Below are 23271 nucleotides of genomic sequence, written 5' to 3'. Positions count from 1 at the left end.
CAGACAGCATGGAGAGGGGCGACGAGGATCGATGTATGGACACGCAGGAACACCGGATAAGAAGACATTGAAAGCGGCTTTCGATCGAACGGTTTATCAAGTAGGGGGCCATGGAAAACGGAATGTGGAGGTCCTGAAGCAGGCTTTGGCCGCCATTGACGGAGAGATGGACAGCGATATGTACGGTGCGGGCCGAGCCCTGGAGGCCTTCGAGACGAAGATGGCCGGCGTGCTTGGCAAGGCTTCGGCGGTGTTTTTTCCCAGCGGTACAATGGCGCAGCAAATTGCCCTGCGGATCTGGTGCGACCGGCAAGGGTCGAAGCGCGTAGCGTATCATCCCTTATGCCATCTCGAGATTCACGAGGAAGACGGCCTGAAGGAGCTGCACGGACTTGAGCCGATCCTCCTCGCGGACAAGGACCGGCTTATCGATCTGAAGGACGTTCAGCAACTGCCCGCAAATGTCTCGTGCCTGTTGCTGGAGCTGCCGCAGCGTGAGATCGGCGGCCAACTGCCGCCTTTCGACGAGCTGGTTGCGATCTCCGACTACTGCCGGGAGAAGGGCGTCAAGCTGCATTTGGACGGCGCGCGGCTGTTCGAAATCCTTCCCTTCTATCAAAAAACAGCGGCCGACGTCTGCGCCCTGTTCGACAGCGTCTATATTTCCTTCTACAAAGGCATCGGCGGAATCGCTGGGGCGATCTTGGCCGGCGAACCGGAATTTACGAAGCAATCCAAGGTATGGAAAAGACGTCACGGCGGTGATTTGATCAGTTTGTACCCGTATTTTTTGAGTGCGGATTACTATTATGAGCAGCGCATCGGAAAAATGGACTTATATTACCGGCAGGCCCAGGAACTTTCCGAACTGTACAACCGGTGCCATCATCTGAAGACTGTGCCGGTTGTCCCGGTATCCAACATGTTCCATGTCCATTCGGAAGTGTCCAAGGAGCAGTTGGAACCCATCCTGATTGAGGTGTATCGGGAAACCGGAGTCGGCTTAACGCCTGTGGTTAAGGAGAAGGTTGAGGGGGGAAGCCACTTCGAGGTAAACATCGGTGACCGCTACAGCGATATGCCGAAGGATCGGCTGCGGCTGACCTTTGAGCTGCTGGATCAGAAGCTGAGAAGCCTTTCGCCAGCTTAATATTTGTAAACCCAAACCCCGTAAGGAGGCGGCTGCTCCTTACGGGGTTTTCATCATGTTAGCCTGTGAAGGGGACGTTTCCGAGTTCTGGATCTCCTGCAGGTATTCGTCCAGCCGGTCAAACCGCCCTTCCCACAAATTTCGGAACGAAGCGATCCACGCATCGAGCTCCTGCAGAGGCTCCGGGCGAAGCCGGTAAATCCGGCGGTTCGCAACAGGCTCAACCTCTACGATGCGGGCTTCATTCAGCACCTTCAAATGTTTCGACACCTGCGGCTGCCGGACTTGGAGTCGATCTGCGATCTCTCCCACCGTCAGGGGACCGGAGCGCAGCAATTCGACCATCTCCAAACGGCGAGGTTCGGCAAGCGCACTTAAAGTTGCAGGATTCATCGTTCTCACTTCCTTCCCTTGAGTATACCTTATTGAACTGGGAATATTCCATAAGAGGAATATAAAAGTTTTCGCCAACCGCCACCCGATGCATCTACACCGCGCAATTTCAAGCCCGACGGAAAGAATCAACGCCTGAGGATGATGTATACGCTTACCTGATTGCCGCCGAGTCCTTTTCCCCGCCAATTTGCCTTAAACTCATCTTTACACTTTTTGTGGCCAGGAGTATGATTCATCAGTGGCAATTTGATATGACAAATACCTGATCGCTGAATTCTTTATTCGGTAAAGAAACGGGGGAACCAATCGAAACCAGCCTGACAGCCGGTTTCCGGGGTGAATCGCTTCATTGGGCCATCTTGGCCGGAGAGCGTAGGGCTGCTTTCGTGCCCGAATCCGTCAGCTAACTCCGTAAGCGTCCGAAAGAGGGAATTGTCGCGGTTTTCGCTTGGAAATTTTTGAAGCGGCCGTGGGAAGGTCCAACTTTCCTGCGGCTTTTTTGTGTTGTTCTCCGCAGGATGGGGGACTCTATAGGACTACGAATGGGTAAAAACAGAAGAATTTTTGAGGATGAAGAGAGGAATCATCATGGTGAACAAAATTAAGCGTGTACTGATCGGAAGACCGATGAAAAGTACCGAAATTGAAGGGGAAAAGCTCAGCAAGCTTAAGGCGCTGGCCGTATTGTCCTCGGATGCCTTGTCGTCCGTGGCTTACGGAACGGAGCAAATCCTGATCGTTCTGATGGCGGCGGGATTTTCAGCCGTCTGGTATTCGATCCCGATCTCGTTTGCGGTGCTTGGGTTGTTGCTGATCCTGATCTTGTCGTATCGGCAGACGATCTTCTCCTACCCGAGCGGGGGCGGGGCGTATATCGTCGCGATGGATAACCTGGGGCGCCCCACAGGACTCTTGGCCGGCGGCTCGCTGCTGGTCGATTATGTTCTGACGGTGGCGGTCAGCTCGTCGGCGGGCACCGACGCCATAACATCTGCTTTTCCCATGCTGCATGATCACAGGGTGTTGATTGCGCTTCTGATGATCACGCTGTTGACCCTGATGAACCTCAGGGGGGTTACGGAGTCGGCCTCCGTTCTGGCGGTTCCGGTCTATCTGTTCGTCGCGTCGATCTTCGTCCTGATCCTGTCGGGGCTCTTCAAATACATGACCGGCGGCATTCACGCCAGCGTGCCGGAGATGGGGACCGCCGTCTCGGATATCAGCTTGTTTCTGTTGCTCAAGGCTTTCAGTTCAGGCTGTTCGGCCTTAACCGGGGTGGAGGCGGTATCGAATGCCATTCCGAACTTCAAGCAGCCGGCGGAACGCAATGCCGCAACTACCCTAGTGATGATGGGCGTCATTCTCTGCACCATGTTTATCGGAATCAGTACGCTGGCCTATTGGTACGGCATCACTCCCGATCCCAAGGCGACCGTAGTTTCGCAAATCGCCGAATCCACCTTTGGCCGCGGGGTGATGTACTACATTATTCAAGCTATTACGGCACTGATCTTGTTTCTGGCTGCCAATACCGCTTATTCGGCTTTTCCGCTCCTGGCGTTTATGCTGGCCAAAGATAAATACATGCCACATGCGTTTATGGTCAGAGGGGACCGGCTCGGATTCTCGAACGGAATCATCTTTCTCGGCGTGGCTTCGGCTTTGCTGGTTCTCGCCTTCCATGGCAGCACGGAGAGTTTGATTCCGCTGTATGCGGTTGGTGTATTTATTCCGTTTACCTTATCGCAGCTTGGCATGATGGTTCGGTGGTTGAAGCACAAGCCGCAGGGATGGGTATTCCGGTTCGTGATCAATACGATCGGGATGCTGACGACGCTGGGAATTACGCTGATCTTCATCATCACCAAGTTTTCGCATATCTGGGTCGTATTTATCTTCCTGCCGCTGGTAATGTTTATCTTTTACCAAATTCACCGCCATTATTTAAATATTGCCGACCAGCTTCGCATCGATATGGGAAGGGAAAAGCCGTGCATTAAAGGCAGCACGATCGTCGTACCGGTCGCCGGGGTCACCCGCGTCGTGATGAACTCGTTAAGCTACGCCAAATCGCTGACCGATAACGTTGTTGCCGTGTATGTCGGGTTTGACGACGAGGATATTGACCGCATGGAGAAAAAGTGGGAGGAATGGAATCCGGGAGTCCGTTTAATCACGCTTCGTTCCAGCTTCCGCAGCATCATCCGGCCGATTATGAAGTTCATTGATACGGTGGAATGGAAAACGGCGGAGACCGATCACATCACCGTCCTGATTCCGCAGTTTATTCCCCGGCACTGGTGGCAGCATATTTTGCATAATCAATCCAGCCTTTTGCTTAGAGCTTATTTATTTAATAAAAAGGACATCGTCATCGCAACCGTTCCTTACCATCTGCAAAAATAATTCGTTTTTCGCGGCTTGACGCATACTAAGCGAAACGGAATTGAAGGAGGTCCCACGGTGCTGCGGACAAAGATCATTTGTACGTTAGGCCCCGCCTGCGACTCGGTCTCCGTGTTGAAGGAGATGATTCAGGGCGGGATGACAGTTGGCCGACTGAATATGGCCCACGGGGAGTTGGAGGAGCATGTGGCCCGCATTCAGCGGGTGCGTCAAGCCGCGCAAGAATTGCATACGTTCGTTCCGATCATGATGGACATTAAAGGGCCGGAGGTCCGCATCGGCAAATTGCGGGAACCCTCCTGCGAGCTGATCGCCGGAGAGGAGATCGTGCTTACAACGGAACCCCTGCCCGGAGACGCCGCGAAGCTCTCGGTCAACTATTCCGAGTTGCCCCAGGTGGTTAAGGCCGACGATCGAATCCTGATCGATGACGGATTAATTGAGCTGCGCGTCCTATCGGCCGAAGGGGATGAGGTTCGTTGCCGTATCGTCAGCGGCGGGAAGCTGAAACCGAACAAGGGCGTGAATCTTCCGGGAATCCAAACGACGTTGCCCGGTGTGACCGAACGTGATATCCGGCATATTCATTTCGGTCTGGAGAACGGGATTGAGATGATCGCCGTCTCGTTTGTTCGTAAAGGCGACGATATTCGTGAGGTTCGGCGGATTCTGCAGGAGAATCACGGCGGCCATGTGCAAATTATCTCCAAGATCGAAAATGATGAAGGCGTTCGCGATCTGGAGGACATCATTGAAGCTTCGGATGGCATCATGGTCGCACGCGGCGATCTCGGGGTGGAAATTCCGGTTGAGGAAGTGCCGATGCTGCAGAAGGAAATGATCGACAAATGTAACGCAGCCGGCAAGCCGGTAATTGTCGCCACGCATATGTTAGAGTCGATGCAGCTTCATCCGCGGCCGACACGTGCAGAAGTCAGCGATGTATATAATGCCGTGATGCAGGGAGCCGACGTTGTGATGTTGTCCGGGGAATCGGCCGCCGGGAAGTATCCGGTTGAAGCGGTGCGGACTATGGCTGCCGTGGCGCGGAAGGCCGAATCCATGATCGATTACGGGGAGTCGTTCAACCGGCGTAGAAGGCTGCACGGCACCGATATCACGGAAGTCATCAGCCAAGGAGCGGTCAGCGCGTCCCTGGAACTGAACGCCAAAGTGATTATCACCTCGACCGAAAGCGGCTTTACGGCCAGAATGGTCTCGAAATACCGGCCGAAGGCGCCAATTCTGGCGATTGCCCACCACCCGCATGTCGTGACCAAACTCATCTTGTTGTCCGGCGTATTCCCTTATTTGGGCGGTCCGGTTACGACGACGGACGAAATGCTGGCCGCGGCGATCGACAGCGCTCGCCGCACGGGCTACGTTCAGGAAGGCGATATCGTGGTCTTCTCGGCGGGATTGCCGCTGGGGCAGGCAGGAACGACGAATCTGATTCAAATCCAACAGGTGTGAATACTGCGAAAAGCGTCCCCCAAGCCAATGGATACGGCTTGGGGGTGTTTGCGTCTGCGTCTGGATTTTCTGGAAAAGGCAGATTGAATGCGGCCGGGCGGGCACCAATTCGGGCTTCCGCACGTACACTAACCTAGATTCATCCGACAAAACCTAAGGAGGGAAATAGGCTTGATCCTTCTGCCGCCAAAAGATAAAAGACAGTTATCTCAAATGATGTTGCCGCCGCTGCAAAGAGAAATCGTGCAGGCCCAAGAGAGGAGCCCCGTGCCCTATCGTTACGGCTCTTTGGAAGAGCTGTTGTTTGAACTGAGCCTGCGAAATTCAATCGTTGATTCGGCCCTGGCGCTTCAAGCGAGCGGTGTCCAATTTGCCGTCTACCGCAGGTCCAGATGCAATGAAATGTATTGGAGCCGCACGGAGGAAGGAGGATTCCGACTAAGAAACGCCGTGCCGCCGGCTGAGGCGATCCAGGATATTTATCGCAACGGGCCGCTTTACGGCTTTGAGTGCTCCATGGCGATGATGATCGTGATGTATAAAGCCGTGTTGGATCAAATCGGCAGCCGGGCGTTTAATACGTATTTTACCAACTTGTTTCTATACGATTGGCAGTATGACAGCGATCTGGGATTTCGTCAGGGCAGCCTGCGGCTGGGTCCATATCCCGGGGATATTCTCTATTTCAAGAATCCGGATCATAATCCCGAAACCCCGGAATGGCAAGGGGAGAACGTGATCATGCTGGGCGAAGACCGCTATTATGGCCACGGCATCGGCATTCGCTCTTCTTCGGGGATCATTGAGGCGCTGAACCGGCGCAGGAAACCCGGCAGCCAAAGATCGGCGTATCTGATGGATACGATGATCTACCCCAACTACGAGCATATCCGATCCCTGAGGGGAGTGTTTGCCCGGATCGGCAACACGGTTTACCGACATCGCGCGCCGCAAGGCAGGGATTTCGGCCAGGTTTAATTAAGCAGACGAGGCCTCCTGCTGATGGCAGGAGGCCTTGTTGCTGGCTGGTTTCTCTTTTTTAGAAGAAATAAGGGAAGAACAATCTTCTGAAGAAGAAAAACGGGTAAGGCCGCCGAATAAAGCGGCGGAAGCGGCGCGGGTAACCGAAGCCGTAACCAAAGCCTCCGCCAAAGGGATAACCGCCATAAGGGAATCCGAATCCCCGCTCCTCCATATCCCCGACCGGAACGAGAAGATAGACGTGTTCGTCGTCCATTCCGTCGATAATCCCTTCATACATTCTGCCGTCGGAACCTTCCATTTGCATCAGATGGTGGTGATATTTTTTACACATCTCGGCCATCTGTTTCTTGTGGTCGTACCCCATCGGCTCCTGGCTCATTGGACTTACTTGGTTTGGCATGCCGCCATAAGGCGAATACATATTAGGCATTCGAATCCATTCCTCCTTTGTTCTTGCTGCAGTATATTCGCGGAGATGGGCATTTGTGCCGTAGGTTCTTGACCCGATTTTGCCACAGCGACTTGTACCGGAATCCTTCTGAATATGCTAGAATGGGGGTGCATTAGCCATGTGCTCACCACGGCATTTCCGGAGGAGCGACCGCACCTGGACAAACAACCGTTGGGTACCCGGGCGATTACGCAAATCGGAATGATCTCGTCAGGGGGCGGCGAATCCGTATCGCAGAACGGATCAAACCGGATGAGCATTCGAGCACTTGGCGGGACTTCCTGGAGGAGAGAATTCAACTGCTCGAAGGGCGCGTCATGACGCTGATGCCAAAAGGGGAATACCCGGGCGGGCGCGATGCCGATCTGGATGACACGCGGGATCTGAAGCGGTGGATCGAGCGGCTGGAGAACGACAAGTAGGCGGTTTACACTTCGGCAAAATGTAAACGGATTCAAACGGGGAATGGGTAAGTTATGGACCCTAGAGGAGGTAAGGTAGGAAGATGAAACTGATCGTGACGGGAGCAGGAAAGGGGCTTGGCCTGGAAATCGTAGGGGAAGCGCTGCGGCGCGGACATGAGGTGGCCGCCGGCATTCGCTCGTTGGATACCAACGTGGAAGCGTTGGAAGAACGGCAGGCGGGCGCGCCGGGGAAGCTGATGCTGCTGGAGCTGGATGTGGACGAAGAGGCTTCGATTGCCGAGGCGCAAAAGGCGATCGCGGCCAGATGGGGAGCGGTTGATGCGTTGATCAACAATGCCGGAATTTTGCTGGCGCGGGAACAGTCGATCGAGCGATTGGAATTCGCCGCGGTGGAGAATACGTTCCGCACCAATCTCTACGGCCCGATGAAGATGGTCAAGCATTTCCTGCCGCTCCTCAGAGCCGGCCGCCAGCCGTTCATCCTGAACGTATCCTCGGAAGCGGGGGGCTTGGCCGGGGCGTACGGCGGGGATTATCCGTACGCGTTGTCCAAGGCGGCGCTGAACTATTTTACCGCCCAGCTGCGCAAGGAGCTGGTGCCGCAGGAGTTCCGCGTGTTCGCCATGCACCCGGGCTGGATGCGCACGCCGATGGGCGGCCGCCAGGCGCCGGGCGACCCGCTGGATTCGGCGAGGTCGATCCTCGACCTGGCCGAGGGCAAGCTGGCGGCGGACACCGGCGCCGTGATGATCGGCATCGACGGGAAGGCGATGCCGCTGTAGGGATCCCGCGGGACGTGGGCCGCGGGACGCGGGAGGGGACGGCGGAGGCCGGACACCGGACACCGGACACCGGGAATGCGGGGTGGTTTTCCCACCCCGCATTCCCGATCCGTCGTCCGGTGAGGGTGTTGACGCCGTCCCCTCGGGCGGCTCCCATCCGGGTGGAGGGCACCGCCGCAGGCGGTCCGCCGTCACCCGGAGGGAGGAAGCACCTGAAGCGCGACGCGTAATAACCGTCATCTTGGTGTGAGTGTGTGGTGAGTGGTGTATGGTATGTGGTGTATGGTATGGTGTGGTGCATGGTGCGGCTCCTCTGTCTGTCGCTCGCGATAGCGGTATTTTATGGCCTTATTTCAACCGAAAGGGCCTTTTTGCGATAAATAAGGGAACTTTTTACCGCTATTCAGTGGCAGGAGCCCCATTCTAGTTGGTTTTACCTTGGTTTTGCGTAAATAAGGCCCTTTTGGGGTCTTATTTTTATGGAATTAGCCTTAGGAGGAGTAATAAGGCCCTTTTTTACCGCTATGTTCGCCGTCCTCTAAACTCTGCCACTTCGCACCTCTATACTCTAGCCCCCACCCCACACACTTTACATCCCCGTACACAACTTCCACGCACACCTTCCATACAAAATTTCCGTACCCACTCCTCATACACCCCCCACCGAGTACCTCTCACCGTTCGCTCCCTCACTATACACACCATCCCCACCTACCGACTGCCCCCCAGCTATCATATGGAATAATATGGGTATTATGTGGGGCGTGGCGCTTTTCCCCGCTTGTCTGTCATGCTATAGTTACACCAAATACCATGCGAGCAGTAAGGAGGAAGGAACGTGTATCAGAAGCTGGTTGCCTATGGTTTGTCCAAAAAAGGGGCCGTCCTGGAATATCCGTTTGGTCCGGAAACGGCGGTTATGAAGGTCGGAGGGAAAATGTTTGCATTACTCCCGGTAACATCCGACGATGCGGCAGCGAGCATCTCCCTGAAATGCGATCCCGTGATTGCAGCGAATCTTCGGGAGCAGCATGCTTGCGTAAAGCCCGGATATCACCTCAATAAGAAGCACTGGAATACGGTCACGGTGGACGGCAGCTTGCCGCTGGACGATGTGCGGGCGATGATTGACCATTCTTATGATCTGGTACTCGGCGGTCTGACGAAAGCGGCTCGCGAGGCAGTCCTGATGCGGATCGGCGGATAATGTCCGTGGCTCGGGCAGGAGGCCTGCCTCGCGGTTAAGCAAGTAGGCGAGACGCTGCTTCGACAGCCCGGCCTGCTCCGCCAATTCGGGGAGCGTGACGCTCTCCGTCAGCCGCCCGGCCAGGTAGCGGAACCGCCTCGTCAAAATGGCCGATCCGCATCTGGAGCAGTACCGTCATGCTACGTTTGAGATGGAGGCGTACGTGCTACCTGGAGGGATTGAAGCACGATACCGGCGACATCCGCATTAACGTCGCTTACGGGACGCTGCTGCTGCGCCGGGGCGGATCGCCGAAGCGGAAGCGCATTTCCGCACGGCGGTGAAGTCGCTGACCTGGCGCAACCGGAACGGGTGGACTTGGTATCCCGCTGACCTTAGCGACTGCGGATGCAACCGCAACCGAGAATGCAACTGCAATAGCGAATCAAATTGCAACCCCGAGTGGTGCTGGCTATCCGCTAACGCTTGCCACAACCCTTATTTGCCCTCTATAGCCGCATTTTCATTTCTAACGCTGATCAGCAATCTTATGGGGGCAGATAAGCCCCCTTTTGATCTTAAAATACACAAATAAGGCGACTGGCAAGCGTTAGATCCAGCAGACCCCCGTTTTTGCCCAAATAGCGCCGCTCACAAGCGTTAGACAATCCTGACTTCAACATATCACCTTGTGGCTATCCAGTTGGAGGAGGAGGGTATGCGAATGCTACAGTGTACCGCGGCATCTGAACGTGAGCATGCTTTAATTCAGAAGAATCCCGTCTGGCACGGCTCACCTTGATGCGACTCGGCCTGCCGTTGACAATGGCCGGCGATTACGCCAGCCGGTTTGTGTACTTGCGGCGGTTATAAGGAAGCTTACCTGTGACCTAAATTACGTCCCTTGCCGGGGGCCATACGCTAGAATGGGGACGAAATGATTCCATATGGAGGTAGGATGGCGGATGGTCCAGAACAAAGGGAACAAGCGGAACGGCAGCGGGAAATCGACCCTGAACAACAAGACGGCATACAACAGGACAACAAAGAGCAAGAAGAATGCCGGTAGGGGGACCGCAGGCAAAGCTGCGGGCGGAAAAAGGGCAGACCGCGGGTTCGCGAGATCCAATCTGGTTTTTGTAATATCATTGATATTGATCGGGATTTTGGTGATCACCCTGGCTTTCGTGTTCTTGAGAGATTCGGATTCCGCCGAACTGCGGGCCCTCCCGAATTACACGGAAATCAAAGGCGATTACACCGCCGAAGGTTTGAAGTACGAGAAGCAGCCGCATTTGGGCGATCCAAGCGCCAAGGTGAAGGTGATCGAATTCGCCGATTTCAAATGCCCGGCCTGCAAGAATTGGGAAGAAACCTACATGCCTCAGCTTCAAAAGGACTTCATCGATACCGGCAAAATCGAGTTATTCTTCACCAACTACGCGTTTATTGACCGGGATTCGATCATGGCGGCCAGCGCGGGCGAGGCGATCGCGGCGCAGAGCAATGAGAAGTTCTGGGAGTTCAAGAGCAAGCTATACGCGCACCAAGGCGACGAGACGAAAATTTGGGCGACGCCTGAATTTTTGCTGGACTTCGTGAAGAAAAACATCGACGGCATCGATTACGACCGGTTTGCGAGCGATTTGAAGAGCCATGCCTACATGCTGCCGGTCAAAGAAGACTTTAAAACCGCCGGCTATTACGGCGTGAACGGCACGCCGCAGTTTATGGTGAACGGCGAATTGCTGCCCAGCTCCTCCTACGAAGACTTGGCGGCGGCGATCGAAGCGCAACTGGCAGGGGCCGGAGGGCAATAAGATAATTTCGGACGCTTTGCACGATTATCCCCTTGGATCAGTGGATCAGATCGCCGAGAACTGGAGAGGTGCTGGCGGCATGATGGGCGGTCAAGCCACATGCACTCGCTTCTCCGGGTCCCTGGCCTTCCTGAAGGAAAGGGATAATCGTGCAAAGGCAGCCATAGAGACATCAAGGCGCGCCGGCCAGAGGAGAGAGGACGATTTAAGGTCAAATAAGGTCAAATTCGCAGATTGCGGCATTAAGGACAAAGAAATCAAGCGAAATCGCCCGACACGGGGTTATTTGGCCGCAGATCGCTTTTGTCACTCTCGCCTCGGAGGCATATAATGGGGCTGTAAGGTCAAATAAGGTCAAAGAAAGGGGAATGCATGATGTTTGATTTGATTCCTTTTGGCAGACATCGAGAAGATGCGTTTCGTCAGCTGGCGAAGACGTTCAACGATGTGTTCCAAGATGACTTTTTTGCACCGCTGAACAGTTCGCCGTTATCCTTTAGAACCGATATTCGAGAGACGGAGCAAGCTTATCTGGTTGAAGCGGAATTGCCGGGGTTTCGCAAAGAAGACATCCAGATTGACTATGCCGCTCCCTACCTGACGATCCAAGCGGCTCGCGACGAGGATCATAGTATGGAGGATACGAAGCAGCAAATCGTTCGCAAGGAACGCCGGTACGGCGAATACGTGCGAAGATTTTATGTGCAGGACATTCAGGAAGAAGCCATCCGCGCCTCCTTGAAGGATGGCGTCTTGAAGCTGGAGGTGCCGAAACGGCAGCCAACCCGCTCCAAGCGCATCCAAATTCAAGACGGCGATTAATATACAAGGGGCTATTTCCCCAGCGGTGTTACGCTGGAGGAATAGCTCCTTTTTACTGTGCTTTTCCCAGCATAAACATGACGTCAATGGCCTGCCTTCTTGCTCGAAATCCTGTTGCGCAACAGGTGAATTCCTCCCAGGACCAGTGGAAGAAGCAGTCCGACCGTGAGGATGTAGGGCGTCCAAGTCTCCGTATCCCAAGTCTGTTTGAAGGCTTGGTTCGGGTAGACGATCAAGGAGATTGCGACCAGCAGCATGCCAAGCGGCAGCGTCAGAGGCCGGTAATCCTTGAAATGGAATACTTGCGCGAGCGAAGACACAACGGCAAGCATGTACAACGTGATTCGGAAGTAGAGCGAAATGAACCAAATGGCGGCCATAAGCACCTCGATGCGTTGGAGGAAATGGGCAATATCGATCTTTTTGGCCAACGAGTAGCTGGGGTACAAACTTCGCGCTGTGATCTCCGGCCCCAGTACGAGAATGGACAAGACGATGACGATCACGAGCATCATGCCGCCGATGAGGCTGCCGAGGAGCATCTGGCCGGCCAACCGCTGGGGCCGGTTCGCGGCGGGCGGGAGAAACAGCAGCAGCGCGAAATGGGGAAGAAGGACAATGCCCATAAAGGAGACCGCTGCCGGCCAAAGGGGAGAGAACCCCTTTTCCAGGACGGGGGTGATGTGTTGCGGTTCAATCCGGGACGAGACGAGCACGACCAGGGATACGTACAGGATCGTAAACCAAGGGAATAGAAGCTCCGCAGAGCGGGCCAACACTTCGACGCCGGCGCGCAAGCCCATCAGTACGACGATCGTAAACAAGATGATCAAGGCTTGAATCGGGGTTTCCGGCATCATTTGGGTTGTCATGAACTCGCCGATGTCGTGCAGCACCGTCGCCGGCCCGGCCAGAAATAAGCTGGCTGTCAGCAGCAATGCTACGGTTTTGCCGATCCATTTGCCAAGCAGCGCTTCCAGAACGCCAACGAGGGTCATCTGCGGATAAGCGCGGATCAGCGACGCCATCAGCCAGACGACGATCAATCCGCCCCCGAGTCCGATCAAGGCGGCGATCCAGGCATCTTGCTTCGCGATGGCCGCCATGCTCGACGGGACGATCAGAATGGCGCTGCCAACGGTAAAGAGCAGGGTCAAAATGGCCAATTGGCGCATGGAAATTTTCATATCGTTCCGCATCGCGCACACCTCCCCTCCTTAAATTGTTTTCCTGCCTTTGGCTTTGCGGATCAGGTGAACGACGGCCAGCAGAATAGGAAGCAAGAACCCTACCGTTATTGCGTAGGGGATCCAGGTTTTCGTATCCCAGGTTTGTTGAAACGGGACGTTCGGATAATTGACAATGGAGAGAACAACGGTGATCATCCCCAGCGGCAGAACGAGAGGCCGGCCATCTTTTAATCGCAAAATCTCGGCAAGCGCCGACGTGACTCCATACAGGTACAAAGTTTCTCGAAAATAAAGCGTGATGAACCAGAGGATGGCCATAAACGCCTCGATGCGCTGCAAAAAGTTGCCGATGTTGATCTTCTTGGCCAGCGAATAGCTGGGGTAGATGCTTCTCGCGGTAATCTCCGGCCCCAGAACGAGGATGGATAAAGTGACGATGACGGCGATCATCATTCCGCCCGTCAAGCTGCCGAACAGCATCCCTTTTCGGCCTTCCCGTGAACGGTTCATCGCGGGCGGCAGAAATAGAAGCAAGGACAACTGGGGAATGAATACCGTGCAGACGAAACCCAATGCGGCCGATCCGATCGGCCACGGTCCGGATTCCATGACCGGCGACGCTTTACTCGGCTCGATTTGCGTCATCACGAGAACCACAAGGGCAATATAAAGCAGCATACACCAAGGGAATAGCAGCTCCGCCGTACGGGCGATCGTTTCGATTCCCGCGCGCACCCCCATGACAACAATAAGGATAAACAACACGTTTACCGCGATCATCGGGGTCTCCGGCAGAATCTGGGTTGCCAGGAAATTGCCTAAATAGTAGAGCGTCGCCCCGGGAGTAATTACGACCCAGGTCATCACAAACGCCAGGGATACCGCTCTTCCCAGCCACTTGCCCAGCACTTGCTCCATCATCCCGATCAGGGTCGACTGCGGATACCAGCGCGATAGGGCGTTGTACAAGGCCACCAGCAGAAGCCCGCCGGCGATGCCGGCAAGCGCGGCGATCCAGGCGTCTTGCTTGGCGCTGGAAGCCATGCCGGAGGGGATGATCAGAATGGCGCTGCCCACTGTAAACAGAGTAGTCAAGATCGTGGTCTGCCTGGCGGAAATCAGGGAAAGCTTCGGCATTCGGGCCACCTCCTTCTATGACGGGATCAGACCGATCGCGGACAGCAGCTCGCTGAACGGTTTGAAGACGAAGGTGATCGCGAGAAGCGGGCTTGGAACGTGGGGCGAAAACACAGGGGGCAGGCTCGCCAAGACAGCAAGCAGCAGCAAAATGGCAAACACCCACAACTCTTTATATTGTTTTCGCTTTAACATGGACGGAAGCTCGATCCAGGCGATGCTTCCCGCAATCGCTAAAATTCCCGCAATCCCTAACATGACGGTCTACTCCTTCGTTTGATTTAGGAACGAGTCGGAAATCGTTCCGATGCGGCGAATCACGAGATCCACATGAATGTCTACCGGCAAATGGGTAAAATACTCCTCGTCCCAATTCTTCTTCATCGTCTTCCAAGCCCCGGGATCTGCACGGCGAATGGCTTCGCCAAACCCGAAAATATCGATTCCATACTCTTTCTGCACTTTTTCAACGGTCGTATCCATAATATCGACCAGCTTCGTTTCAACTCTTTTTTCCAGTTCGGCGATTGTGGCCGTGTCGGTGAGATCCAGGTTTCTGCAGCCGACGGCTGCGATATTGGCCTCAACCTGAACCTTGATCTCGATCCGCGGGTCCCCTTGAGCGACCTTGCCTTTGACGTTCGTTTTGCTGCGAATGGTTTCGACGACGATCTTGCCGCTGTCGGGGCAAGGGATATACAACACGGAGCTCTTCACGCCGCCGTGGATATGATGGTATCCCCGGCTTTCCTGCTCGTTCAGCCAGCCGATCAATTTTGTTTTTTTGAAAACGGCCAGTCCTGAATACTGCAGTTGGGTAGGGGTGTAGATATTGGCGATATTTTTTTTCTCTTGCCCGACTTCCGGGTCTCCCAGGATTTGCAGGCCGGTCATGACGGGATGTTTGCCTTCGCAGGTCAAATCGTTGATCAGTTCGTCCAGCGTGACCGCTATCGTAGGCGACCAGTTTTTCTCCGAGCTTTCCAGGGAAGCAAACAGCTTATTGGCCGGGAGCGGTTCCAACGGGGTCATGATTTTCAAAGTATCCATCGCGCTGGCTCCTTTGGTGACGACAAGATAGAAATCAGTGCGGATTTCATGGTCGCGGGACAACAGGTCAAGCACTTGTCCGATCCCTTCCTCGGCTAACGATTCGCCGATCAAATATAGACGGAGATGCGACAGGTAAATTTTCCGCGGACTGATTTGCGTAATTCTCCGTGCGGCTTCAAGAATGGTATCGCCCTCGCTCGTATATAACGTGGCCGAGGCGCCTCCGTTAGCCCCCTTTTTCGCCGTAACCTGGCCGGGATCGACCACCTGCACGGTCAGCCGGTAACGGTCGCCTATCTTGTCAACGCCGGCGGCGACGGCAATGCCAAGCTCGTTGAGCTCCCGGCGGTTCCAACACCCGGCGAGCAGCGCGGCAACGATACATAACCACATGAGGACAGCCGCTTTTCTGATCACGTTTCCATCTCCTTATTCGCGCGATTTCTTCGGCGGCGTGCTGATTCGGCGCGTGACGTTTTTCTGGCTGACGAGACGGGCGCGGCTAAGCAGCATCCAATGGGGGAGCCGGATGATCGAATCTTTGTTGTCCACCGGAATCAGCGGAGCAAACGGCGCCATGTAAGGAATCCCAAAGGATCGCAGGCCGCATAGGTGCAGCACCAGGGCGATAATCCCCACGAAAATGCCGAACAGGCCGAAGGAAGCGGCCAATGCCATGTAAGGGAAGCGCAGCAGGCGAAAGGCGATCGACATGTTGAAAGCCGGCAGGATGAAACTGGAGATCGCCGTGATTGCAACGACGATCACCATGGCAGCCGACACGATGCCCGCCTGAACGGCGGCTTGCCCGATGACCAAAGTGCCGACGATGGAGATGGCCGAGCCGATATTTTTGGGCATGCGGATGCTGGCTTCCCGTAATATTTCGAAGGTCAGCTCCATGAGAACGGCTTCGATGAAGGCGGGGAACGGAACTTGCTCCCGCTGCGCTGCCAGGCTGATCAAGAGTTGCGTAGGCAACATTTCTTGATGAAACGTTGTGATTGCGACATATAAAGAGGGTCCGAAGAGGGAGATGATAATCCCTAGATAACGCAACAACCGAATAAAGCTGGCAATATCGGCGCGCTGATAGTAGTCCTCCGAGGCGTGAAGGAACGAAGCGAATGTTGCCGGAACGGCTAGTACGTTCGGGGTTCCGTCCACCAGGATGGCCACTTTGCCTTCCAATAATTCGGCGGCGATGACATCCGGACGTTCGGTATTGAATAGGGTCGGAAAGGGAGTGAAGGTTTCGTCTTGAATCGATTCCTCGATGTACCCGCTCTCCAGAACGCTGCTGAAGTCGATCCGGTTCAGCCGGTCCCGCACTTCCTGCACGATTTTGTCGTTCGCGATGCCTTTGATGTACATGATAGCGACGTCGGTTCGGGTGATCCGGCCGATCTGCATGGTTTCCAGCCAGAGATGAGGGTCTTTGATTTTTCGCCGGATCAGCGCTGTGTTGGTACGCAGCGACTCAACGAAGCTCTCCCGGGGGCCGCGCACGGAGTTTTCCGCGGATGGCTCGCTTACCCCGCGGTCTTTCCAACCTCGTGTGCTGCACACGACGCCGTGGTCTTGGCCATCGACGAGGATTACCGTATCTCCGGACAACACGGCTTGATAGAGGGCGTCGAAATCGGACAAATCCCGAACGTCGCCGATCGTCAGGGCATAGCTTTTCAAGGCCAGCACAACGTCGGAAGGAGGGGTGACGGTTCGGTCGGTCTGCTCGAAAATATCAATGTCCAGCATGACCGATTTCATGATGAAATCGGTAATGATATTCTGGTCGGCCAACCCGTCGGTATACAGCAGGGCGATCGATTGATCGCCTTTACGGCCGATCGGCAGTTCCCGGATAATCATGTCAGTGCTGTTCCCAAGCGTCTCGCGAATCGCGTGCAGATTGGTTTCCAGATCCGCACTCAAGGGCTGCGGTTCGCCGGGCGCCGCGGTATGGCTTGCCGTCAACGGGGCGTGAATCGGGATTCGGGTGGATTTGCGCTTGATTCTTCGCCGGTAAGGCATGGGTGTTCTCCCTCTCGCGGGTGTTTTTAGCCCCATTATTTCCGAAGATAGCTCCATCCAAACCCAATCGGCGTTACAATAGAATCATTAGTCCAATATCTTGCTAAGAATTGAGAAAATGAGGGATCCGCTTTGTGTGAAATCGAACATTCGAACCGAGCTCCAGTCGAGATGCCGCCCGCCGGACGAACCGTTGCGGAAGCCGTTCGCGCCCAGCAGCAATTCGTCCGGTCCGGCGCCACGCGCCCGGTGGAGTTCAGGCTGCGCCAACTGGAGCGCCTGAAGACGGCGATTTTCCGTTATGAGTCACGGATTCTGGAAGCGCTGCACCGGGATTTGCGCAAGCCCGAGCTCGAGGGTTACAGCACGGAAGTCGGTTATGTCTACGATAGTATCGGGTACGTGATGAAGTGTCTGAAGCGTTGGGCCAAGCCGGAGCGGGTCCGAACGCCGCTAACCCTTATCGGCTCCAGCAGTTTCATTTACCGGGAGCCGTATGGGTCCACCTTGATTGTCGGCCCATTCAATTATCCGTTTATGCTGGTGATCGATCCGTTAATCGGGGCGATCTCTGCGGGGAATGCCGCGATCGTTAAGCCGTCGGAATATACGCCTCACGTTTCCAGGGTGATTGCCGAGATACTTGGCGAATATTTTGATCCCGAGTACATCCGGGTGATGGAGGGTGGGCAGGAGGTCACCTCCGCGCTGATTCATGCCCCGCTCGATTTTATTTTCTTTACCGGAAGCATTCAGGTGGGGAAAATCGTGATGGCCGCTGCTGCGGAACAACTGGTGCCGGTCGTGCTGGAGCTGGGCGGGAAGAGCCCCTGCATCGTCGATCGGGAAGCGGATCTTGATCTGGCCGCTCAGCGGATCGTCTGGGGGAAGTTCCTGAATACGGGCCAGACTTGCGTGGCTCCAGACTACGTGCTCGTTCATGACTCGGTGAAAGCGGCGCTGATGGCCAAAATGAAGGCGCAGATCACGGCCTTCTATGGAGACGATCCCCGGCAAAGCCCTGACTACGGACGGATCGTGAATGAACGGCACTGGAGCCGGCTAATGGGGCTGCTAGATCCTTCAAAGGTGGCGTTCGGCGGGGTTGGAGAACGGGAGGATCTGTACCTGGCGCCGACGATAATGGAGGATGTGAATTGGGATGACCCGGTGATGCAGGAGGAGATTTTTGGGCCGATTTTACCGGTGCTGGGATATCACGATCTGGACGCGGCGCTCCGGGACATTAGCGAACGGCCGAAGCCGCTGGCGTTGTATCTGTTTACGAGCAGCACGGCGACCGAGCGCAAGGTGATGGAGTCTGTTTCATTCGGCGGGGGCTGCGTTAATGATACGGTAATGCATCTGGTTAGCCCGCACCTGCCCTTTGGCGGTGTTGGTTCCTCCGGTATGGGGGCTTATCACGGACGCCACAGCTTTGAAACCTTCTCTCATCGAAAAAGCGTGCTGAAAAAGTCGACGCGGGTAAACCTGAGTTTCATCTATCCGCCTTATACCGCCGGCAAGCTGAAGCTGATCCGACGTTTCATGAAGTAAGAGCACCTGCAGGTGCCATAGGGAATGAGTTATTCATGGGAGGGGTAAGATCATGGAAATAAGTTCAAGCCGGAAATTTGCCTGGACCTGGAGCGTGAAGGAGGATCAGCTGGAGGCGTATGTGGCCATGCATTTGAACCCGTGGCCGGAGGTGCTGGAGGAGCATAGTCGGGCCGGCATTCGCAATTATTCGATCTTTCAGCAGGGGAATCAGTTCTTCTACTGCTTCGAATGCGATGATCCGGACGCGGCGTTCAAGTATATCGCGGAGAGCGAGGTATGCCAGCGGTGGAATGCGATTACGTCGGGCATGGTGGAAGGTTCGTTTGACTTTAACGAGCCGCAGCCGATTGTGCCGATGCGCGAGGTATTTTATTTGAAATAATCAGATCACTTCAGGAGGTTTGGACAATGAAATATCGGAGATTAGGGAAGACCGGACTGAATGTTTCGGTGGTTGGGATCGGGACCTGGCAATTCGGCGGGGAGTGGGGCTTGAATTATACGCAGGCTCAAGTGGATGCGATATTGGATCGGGGCCGGGAGCTTGGCATCAATCTGATCGATACGGCGGAGTGCTACGGCGATCATTTGTCCGAAGCGTTCATCGGGGATTACCTTAGCCGGCGGAACCGGGAGGATTGGCTGGTGGCTACGAAGTTCGGGCATCAGTTTCACGAGCGGTTTACGCGGACGGACCGCTTTGATGCCGATGCGGTATTGCAGCAACTGGACGCCTCGTTAAAGGCGCTGAAGACGGACTATATTGATTTGTACCAGTTCCATTCCGGGCCGGATGCGGCATTCGACAATGATAAGCTGTGGACGTTGTTGGATAAGCAGAAGCAGGCGGGGAAAATCCTTCATCTCGGCACATCGATCGGCAGCAACGACAACTTGCATCAGACAGAGGCTTCGACCAAGGTGGGTTCGGAGGCGATCCAAGTGGTATATAACCGGCTGGATCGCGTGCCGGAGAATCGGGTATTCCCGTCCTGCGAAGCCCAGGATTTGGGCGTGCTGGCCCGCGTGCCGCTGGCGAGCGGTTACCTCAGCGGCAAATATAAGCCGGGCGCCGTGTTTGGCGAGACGGATGTACGTCATCGTCATGACCCGGACAGCACTCGCCGCAAGCTCGAAGAGGTGGAGGAAATCCGTCGGAACGAAGTGCCGGAGGGCATGGATATGGCCCAGTGGGCTTTGGCCTGGTGTCTGAAGAACCCTGTCGTCAGCACGGTGATCCCGGGCTGCAAGAATCCCGCGCAGGTAGAGGCGAATGCAGCTGCCGCGGAGCTGGAAATCTAGGAAATTACAAATAGACCGATAAGCAGACAAATTTGTTGCTTATCGGTCTTTTTTCTTATTGACGATTGTCAAATTAAGGATTATTATGTAAACATAAATTGGGATTTTTGAAGTATATGGTGTTGCTTGATGTCATTGGATGTCGTTTGGTTGCTCTACCGGTCGAGAGTCATTCGACTCGTAGAAGGAAGCGGAATTGGGGGGCGATAATTTTTTGATATCCACAACCACGATTCGCGCAGAACTGGAAGACCACATCAAGAGCGAAGGGACAACCCTGCATCGTTTTTCGGAATCCGCCGGGGTTAACGTCGGAACGTTAAGCGGAATTATTAACGGGAACCGGCCGATTGCCATCAGTCAACTGGACCGGATTACGGCGGCAATGGGGTTGCCTGAAGGACACTTCTATGATCTCTACGCAGATGAATGTTTTACTTCAACTGCTCCGCATTGGAGAAGGCTGCGGCCGTTCCTGCTAAGATGCGCCGAACTGCAACGCCATGACTGCATCAAGCAGGTATTAAACCGACTGCTGGAGGATTTGAAGCAGATTGCGGGGATTTTCGAGACTGCGGAACAAATGTTTGAGCAGGGATTGAAGGAAGCCGCCGTTATTCTGTACGAAGCCGTGATCGAAAGCGAGCGATCCAGTCATTCCGAACGTTTGGCAATGAGTTATTACCGGATATTTCAAATCTACCAAAGAGATAGTCGCAGGGGCTTCAAAGCGGCTTTGCAATTTCTACCTTATCGATACCGATTGCCTGAAGAACTGGCGCTTGACGGGTTGCTAATGCTTATTCAAGTTTATGCTTTTAGATTCAACTGGATAGAAGTTGAAACTTATGCGGACGAACTAAGTAAACTGGCCTGGACTTTCTATGAACGGAAGATTTGGAAGCAGTCGGACTTTAAGCCGAATAAACCTCTCGTATTTTACTATGGCAGAGCCTTTTTGTTTAAATCTGGTAGCTATGAATACCGCGGGATGTATGAAGAATCGAAGAGATGGATTGCGGAATATACGGATTTAAGCTGGTTTGAGGGTATGGATGACGAAGCGAGAGAAGAAGTCGAGCAATTAAAGATGTTTGCTAGTGCCAATTATCTGTGTGTAGATGTCAAGGCAGGCAACCATTTGAGGATTCCTGAATATGTCGCTTTCCTAGAGGCTCATCCGGATGAAATTGTCGAAGGCCTGATCACTTTAGCCGAATCCGCTAATAGACACAATTTTTATATTGATGAGGTATTTGATCGATTTGCCGATGAAATCGAAAAATACAGGAAATTCGGTAGAGATAACTGGCTGGCAAATGGTGTAACGAATATTAATTACTCCAAAGATCCTCCCTATGTATTCCGTTATTCTTCGTTTTTTCAGAACTACGCGATTTATCACCTCCGTAGAAAGTCATACGAGGAAGGATTAAATAACATCTTGGACAGCATGAAAATGTCTCTTCAAGTTAGTGGCAGGGATCTCCTTATAAATACGGCAATGGCTATTTTTGAGTTGCATCGGCAGTACGCTTCGGAAGAGCAAATTCAAGAATTTAATAAATTGTGTAGAAGGGTGTGGGAAAATGAAAAACAAAATGTCTTGGGTGGCTTCGGGTATACTAATGCTTAGTTTTGCGGTGGTTAGTAATGGCCTGTTTATTACATTTATGCATGGCTGGAGCTAAATCTCTATACATAGAGAAATGAATATATTTAAAGGTCAGCTTATGCTGATCTTTTTTATTTCCATTTCAAAAATGAAATTTTTTTTGTTTCTTGCAGTAGGTTTCATTATGCAATATTTGGCAACCTCTTCTAATATGTTCCTAGGGTGATAGCTATGAACAATTCTGAAAAAATCAGATTTCGGATTGAAATGGAAAGACAAGAATTAAATCGACTAGCGCAAAGATATGGCTTGCGGCATGCACGGGTTCTCCATCAGTCGGTTGTTCTTGACCGGTTGTTAAATAAATATAGCAGTGTCAAATACTCCGATTACCGAAGAAAAAAGCCCATCGCATAGATGAGGCTTCTTTATCCTCTGGTCAATTTGTCTAGTTCTTTATTTTGTTGATTTCTTCGATGGGCAATTGGGTGGTGTCAGCGACTTCCTTCGGAGAGAAGCCTTTGGATAACAGCCTCCGCGCGATATGTTGGCGTTCAATTAGGGAACCTTTCTCCATGCCTTCTTCCAAGCCCTTCTCATACCCTTGACGCATCCATGCGGGCATTAATTCCATGATCACTTCACTCTCCTTCTCATCTTGTTTTGCCAGCTCCCGAAGCATTTCTTCATCCTGTTGGGGATCTGGTTCAAAATACAAGTCGGCGATGGACATCACCAGCGCCAGACGGGCGTTATCCAGTCTTTGACTGAGCTGCAGCAACATGCGCAGATAGGCAAAACGGAGCTCCCGTTCCTCCCCTTTATTGTAGCCCATTTTGGCTAGTAATGCAGCAGCCACGGGGTTGCCCGAATCGATAAACTTACGCCAGGGTTGATTGATAAGCTCGATTTTCAAGAACCGAAAATGAAGAATGTCTTCTCCCGGAATCGACATGCTCAAGGAATTTCGCTCATTTTTGCTCTCGGCAGACGTAAAGATGGCGATAGGGATGATGAGTTGATGTTCTTTCCGGTGCCGCTCAAAGAGCCGGCTGAAATAGATAAACATTCGCTCATGGAAGTCTGCCTGACGATACGACTGGGGCTCCAGATGGATAAGGATGAAAGCATCCGTTTCGATGTACTTCGTCTCTAGCAGAAGATCGAGTGTTCTCGCTTCTTCCCCCACCACATCGACGAGTTGTTCTTGCATGAGAAATCGGGTTTGACTGAAGTCCAGTTGCTGCTCTAATTCGGGGAAAAATAAAGCGATAAACTCAGCGAAAAACGTATGCAGCAGTTTTTTGAACGCTTCGTCGTGGGGGAGGCCTCTTCTCCCGTAGTTGCCGCTATGCGGCTCCTCTCCGACTTGTTGGATCCGGGATACTCCTGTTGTCATGGACGGCGACACTTCCTTTCTGAACACACAAAAAAGCACACTACGCACGCCACAGGGGTGGCAGATGCGCAAGTGTGCTTCACTTT

At 53.7% G+C, this 23271-nt stretch carries 21 protein-coding genes, 1 pseudogene and 1 riboswitch; of the genes and pseudogenes, 14 read left to right on the top strand and 8 right to left on the bottom strand.

The annotated features are described in order from the left end of the window. Positions 1-31 precede the first annotated feature (31 nt). Complete coding sequence (locus BN3795_RS01830) at positions 32-1150, top strand: threonine aldolase family protein (protein ID WP_068783048.1); 1119 nt, start codon at positions 32-34, stop codon at positions 1148-1150. 39 nt (positions 1151-1189) lie between these two features. On the opposite strand, the gene BN3795_RS01825 is transcribed toward BN3795_RS01830, so the two are convergent. Next, positions 1190-1543 (bottom strand): ArsR/SmtB family transcription factor, encoded by a 354-nt coding sequence (locus BN3795_RS01825; protein ID WP_068783047.1) that lies wholly within the window; start codon positions 1541-1543, stop codon positions 1190-1192. Between the two features lie 260 nt (positions 1544-1803). Further along, a riboswitch (cyclic di-AMP (ydaO/yuaA leader) is annotated at positions 1804-1979 on the top strand. A gap of 155 nt (positions 1980-2134) precedes the next feature. Between BN3795_RS01825 and BN3795_RS01820 the strand changes: the two genes are divergently transcribed. The 3 genes from BN3795_RS01820 to BN3795_RS01810 all read left to right on the top strand — a co-directional run bounded on the left by BN3795_RS01820 (position 2135) and on the right by BN3795_RS01810 (position 6403). Beyond that, positions 2135-3952: an APC family permease gene (locus BN3795_RS01820; protein ID WP_068783088.1), complete on the top strand. Its 1818-nt coding sequence runs from the start codon at positions 2135-2137 to the stop codon at positions 3950-3952. 57 nt (positions 3953-4009) lie between these two features. Next, positions 4010-5425, top strand: coding sequence for a pyruvate kinase (pyk, locus tag BN3795_RS01815; RefSeq protein WP_068783046.1), 1416 nt, complete (start codon positions 4010-4012; stop codon positions 5423-5425). A gap of 171 nt (positions 5426-5596) precedes the next feature. After that, positions 5597-6403 carry a protein-glutamine gamma-glutamyltransferase gene (locus tag BN3795_RS01810; protein WP_068783045.1) on the top strand — a complete coding sequence of 269 codons (807 nt, stop codon included), beginning with the start codon at positions 5597-5599 and terminating at the stop codon, positions 6401-6403. Between the two features lie 61 nt (positions 6404-6464). On the opposite strand, the gene BN3795_RS01805 is transcribed toward BN3795_RS01810, so the two are convergent. Next, entirely contained in the window at positions 6465-6839 is a 375-nt protein-coding gene (locus tag BN3795_RS01805) for a hypothetical protein (RefSeq protein WP_068783044.1), read from the bottom strand. Between the two features lie 526 nt (positions 6840-7365). Between BN3795_RS01805 and BN3795_RS01800 the strand changes: the two genes are divergently transcribed. The 5 genes and pseudogenes from BN3795_RS01800 to BN3795_RS01780 all read left to right on the top strand — a co-directional run bounded on the left by BN3795_RS01800 (position 7366) and on the right by BN3795_RS01780 (position 11895). Continuing rightward, positions 7366-8067 (top strand): SDR family NAD(P)-dependent oxidoreductase, encoded by a 702-nt coding sequence (locus tag BN3795_RS01800; protein ID WP_068783043.1) that lies wholly within the window; start codon positions 7366-7368, stop codon positions 8065-8067. Between the two features lie 838 nt (positions 8068-8905). Continuing rightward, on the top strand, positions 8906-9274 hold the full coding sequence (locus BN3795_RS01795; RefSeq protein ID WP_068783042.1) for an MmcQ/YjbR family DNA-binding protein: 369 nt from the start codon (positions 8906-8908) through the stop codon (positions 9272-9274). A gap of 145 nt (positions 9275-9419) precedes the next feature. After that, positions 9420-9623: pseudogene (locus BN3795_RS24840) on the top strand (hypothetical protein); the annotation flags it as partial. Positions 9624-10218: 595 nt separating this feature from the next. After that, positions 10219-11073 (top strand): DsbA family protein, encoded by an 855-nt coding sequence (locus tag BN3795_RS01790; protein WP_068783041.1) that lies wholly within the window; start codon positions 10219-10221, stop codon positions 11071-11073. Positions 11074-11448: 375 nt separating this feature from the next. Continuing rightward, the gene (locus BN3795_RS01780; RefSeq protein ID WP_068783039.1) at positions 11449-11895 is read left to right on the top strand and encodes an Hsp20/alpha crystallin family protein; all 447 of its coding nucleotides are present in this window, start codon (positions 11449-11451) and stop codon (positions 11893-11895) included. Between the two features lie 83 nt (positions 11896-11978). Here BN3795_RS01780 and BN3795_RS01775 read toward each other — a convergent pair whose 3' ends face one another. The 5 genes from BN3795_RS01775 to BN3795_RS01755 are packed head-to-tail and all read right to left on the bottom strand — an operon-like array spanning position 11979 to position 17309. Further along, entirely contained in the window at positions 11979-13094 is a 1116-nt protein-coding gene (locus tag BN3795_RS01775) for a GerAB/ArcD/ProY family transporter (protein ID WP_068783038.1), read from the bottom strand. An 18-nt stretch (positions 13095-13112) separates the two neighbouring features. Next, positions 13113-14222 (bottom strand): GerAB/ArcD/ProY family transporter, encoded by a 1110-nt coding sequence (locus tag BN3795_RS01770; protein ID WP_068783037.1) that lies wholly within the window; start codon positions 14220-14222, stop codon positions 13113-13115. A gap of 15 nt (positions 14223-14237) precedes the next feature. Then, complete coding sequence (locus tag BN3795_RS01765; RefSeq protein ID WP_068783036.1) at positions 14238-14480, bottom strand: hypothetical protein; 243 nt, start codon at positions 14478-14480, stop codon at positions 14238-14240. Positions 14481-14486: 6 nt separating this feature from the next. Continuing rightward, a complete protein-coding gene (locus BN3795_RS01760) occupies positions 14487-15692 on the bottom strand; it encodes a Ger(x)C family spore germination protein (RefSeq protein ID WP_068783035.1) in 1206 nt (401 codons plus the stop codon). 12 nt (positions 15693-15704) lie between these two features. Further along, entirely contained in the window at positions 15705-17309 is a 1605-nt protein-coding gene (locus BN3795_RS01755) for a spore germination protein (RefSeq protein WP_068783034.1), read from the bottom strand. A gap of 171 nt (positions 17310-17480) precedes the next feature. Here BN3795_RS01755 and BN3795_RS01750 point away from each other — a divergent pair, with 171 nt between their 5' ends. The 5 genes from BN3795_RS01750 (at position 17481) to BN3795_RS26045 (ending at position 22203) form a co-directional block, all read left to right on the top strand. Beyond that, positions 17481-18866: an aldehyde dehydrogenase gene (locus tag BN3795_RS01750; protein ID WP_068783087.1), complete on the top strand. Its 1386-nt coding sequence runs from the start codon at positions 17481-17483 to the stop codon at positions 18864-18866. Positions 18867-18918: 52 nt separating this feature from the next. Continuing rightward, positions 18919-19251: an L-rhamnose mutarotase gene (locus BN3795_RS01745; protein ID WP_068783033.1), complete on the top strand. Its 333-nt coding sequence runs from the start codon at positions 18919-18921 to the stop codon at positions 19249-19251. Between the two features lie 26 nt (positions 19252-19277). Continuing rightward, positions 19278-20171, top strand: a complete 894-nt coding sequence (locus BN3795_RS01740) for an aldo/keto reductase (protein ID WP_068783032.1) — start codon at positions 19278-19280, stop codon at positions 20169-20171. A 196-nt stretch (positions 20172-20367) separates the two neighbouring features. Continuing rightward, positions 20368-21807 (top strand): helix-turn-helix domain-containing protein, encoded by a 1440-nt coding sequence (locus tag BN3795_RS01735; RefSeq protein ID WP_110944942.1) that lies wholly within the window; start codon positions 20368-20370, stop codon positions 21805-21807. 210 nt (positions 21808-22017) lie between these two features. Then, complete coding sequence (locus tag BN3795_RS26045) at positions 22018-22203, top strand: Spo0E family sporulation regulatory protein-aspartic acid phosphatase (RefSeq protein WP_110944941.1); 186 nt, start codon at positions 22018-22020, stop codon at positions 22201-22203. A gap of 31 nt (positions 22204-22234) precedes the next feature. Here BN3795_RS26045 and BN3795_RS01730 read toward each other — a convergent pair whose 3' ends face one another. Beyond that, a complete protein-coding gene (locus BN3795_RS01730; RefSeq protein WP_068783031.1) occupies positions 22235-23185 on the bottom strand; it encodes an Rpn family recombination-promoting nuclease/putative transposase in 951 nt (316 codons plus the stop codon). Between the last annotated feature and the right edge of the window lie 86 nt (positions 23186-23271).

It is taken from the genome of Paenibacillus phocaeensis, assembly GCF_900021165.1.
In the GTDB taxonomy this organism is placed as follows: domain Bacteria; phylum Bacillota; class Bacilli; order Paenibacillales; family Paenibacillaceae; genus Fontibacillus; species Fontibacillus phocaensis.
The sequence above is the reverse complement of the archived record's forward strand: the minus strand, read 5'-3'. Positions and strand labels throughout refer to the sequence as shown.

Coding starts and splice junctions, on each gene's coding strand:
- BN3795_RS01830 (WP_068783048.1), top strand. CDS start 32: ATGTATGGACACGCAGGAACACCGGATAAGAAGACATTGAAAGCGGCT.
- BN3795_RS01825 (WP_068783047.1), bottom strand. CDS start 1,543: ATGAATCCTGCAACTTTAAGTGCGCTTGCCGAACCTCGCCGTTTGGAG.
- BN3795_RS01820 (WP_068783088.1), top strand. CDS start 2,135: ATGGTGAACAAAATTAAGCGTGTACTGATCGGAAGACCGATGAAAAGT.
- BN3795_RS01805 (WP_068783044.1), bottom strand. CDS start 6,839: ATGCCTAATATGTATTCGCCTTATGGCGGCATGCCAAACCAAGTAAGT.
- BN3795_RS01800 (WP_068783043.1), top strand. CDS start 7,366: ATGAAACTGATCGTGACGGGAGCAGGAAAGGGGCTTGGCCTGGAAATC.
- BN3795_RS01790 (WP_068783041.1), top strand. CDS start 10,219: ATGGTCCAGAACAAAGGGAACAAGCGGAACGGCAGCGGGAAATCGACC.
- BN3795_RS01780 (WP_068783039.1), top strand. CDS start 11,449: ATGTTTGATTTGATTCCTTTTGGCAGACATCGAGAAGATGCGTTTCGT.
- BN3795_RS01775 (WP_068783038.1), bottom strand. CDS start 13,094: ATGCGGAACGATATGAAAATTTCCATGCGCCAATTGGCCATTTTGACC.
- BN3795_RS01770 (WP_068783037.1), bottom strand. CDS start 14,222: ATGCCGAAGCTTTCCCTGATTTCCGCCAGGCAGACCACGATCTTGACT.
- BN3795_RS01765 (WP_068783036.1), bottom strand. CDS start 14,480: ATGTTAGGGATTGCGGGAATTTTAGCGATTGCGGGAAGCATCGCCTGG.
- BN3795_RS01755 (WP_068783034.1), bottom strand. CDS start 17,309: ATGCCTTACCGGCGAAGAATCAAGCGCAAATCCACCCGAATCCCGATT.
- BN3795_RS01750 (WP_068783087.1), top strand. CDS start 17,481: ATGCCGCCCGCCGGACGAACCGTTGCGGAAGCCGTTCGCGCCCAGCAG.
- BN3795_RS01745 (WP_068783033.1), top strand. CDS start 18,919: ATGGAAATAAGTTCAAGCCGGAAATTTGCCTGGACCTGGAGCGTGAAG.
- BN3795_RS01740 (WP_068783032.1), top strand. CDS start 19,278: ATGAAATATCGGAGATTAGGGAAGACCGGACTGAATGTTTCGGTGGTT.
- BN3795_RS26045 (WP_110944941.1), top strand. CDS start 22,018: ATGAACAATTCTGAAAAAATCAGATTTCGGATTGAAATGGAAAGACAA.
- BN3795_RS01730 (WP_068783031.1), bottom strand. CDS start 23,185: ATGACAACAGGAGTATCCCGGATCCAACAAGTCGGAGAGGAGCCGCAT.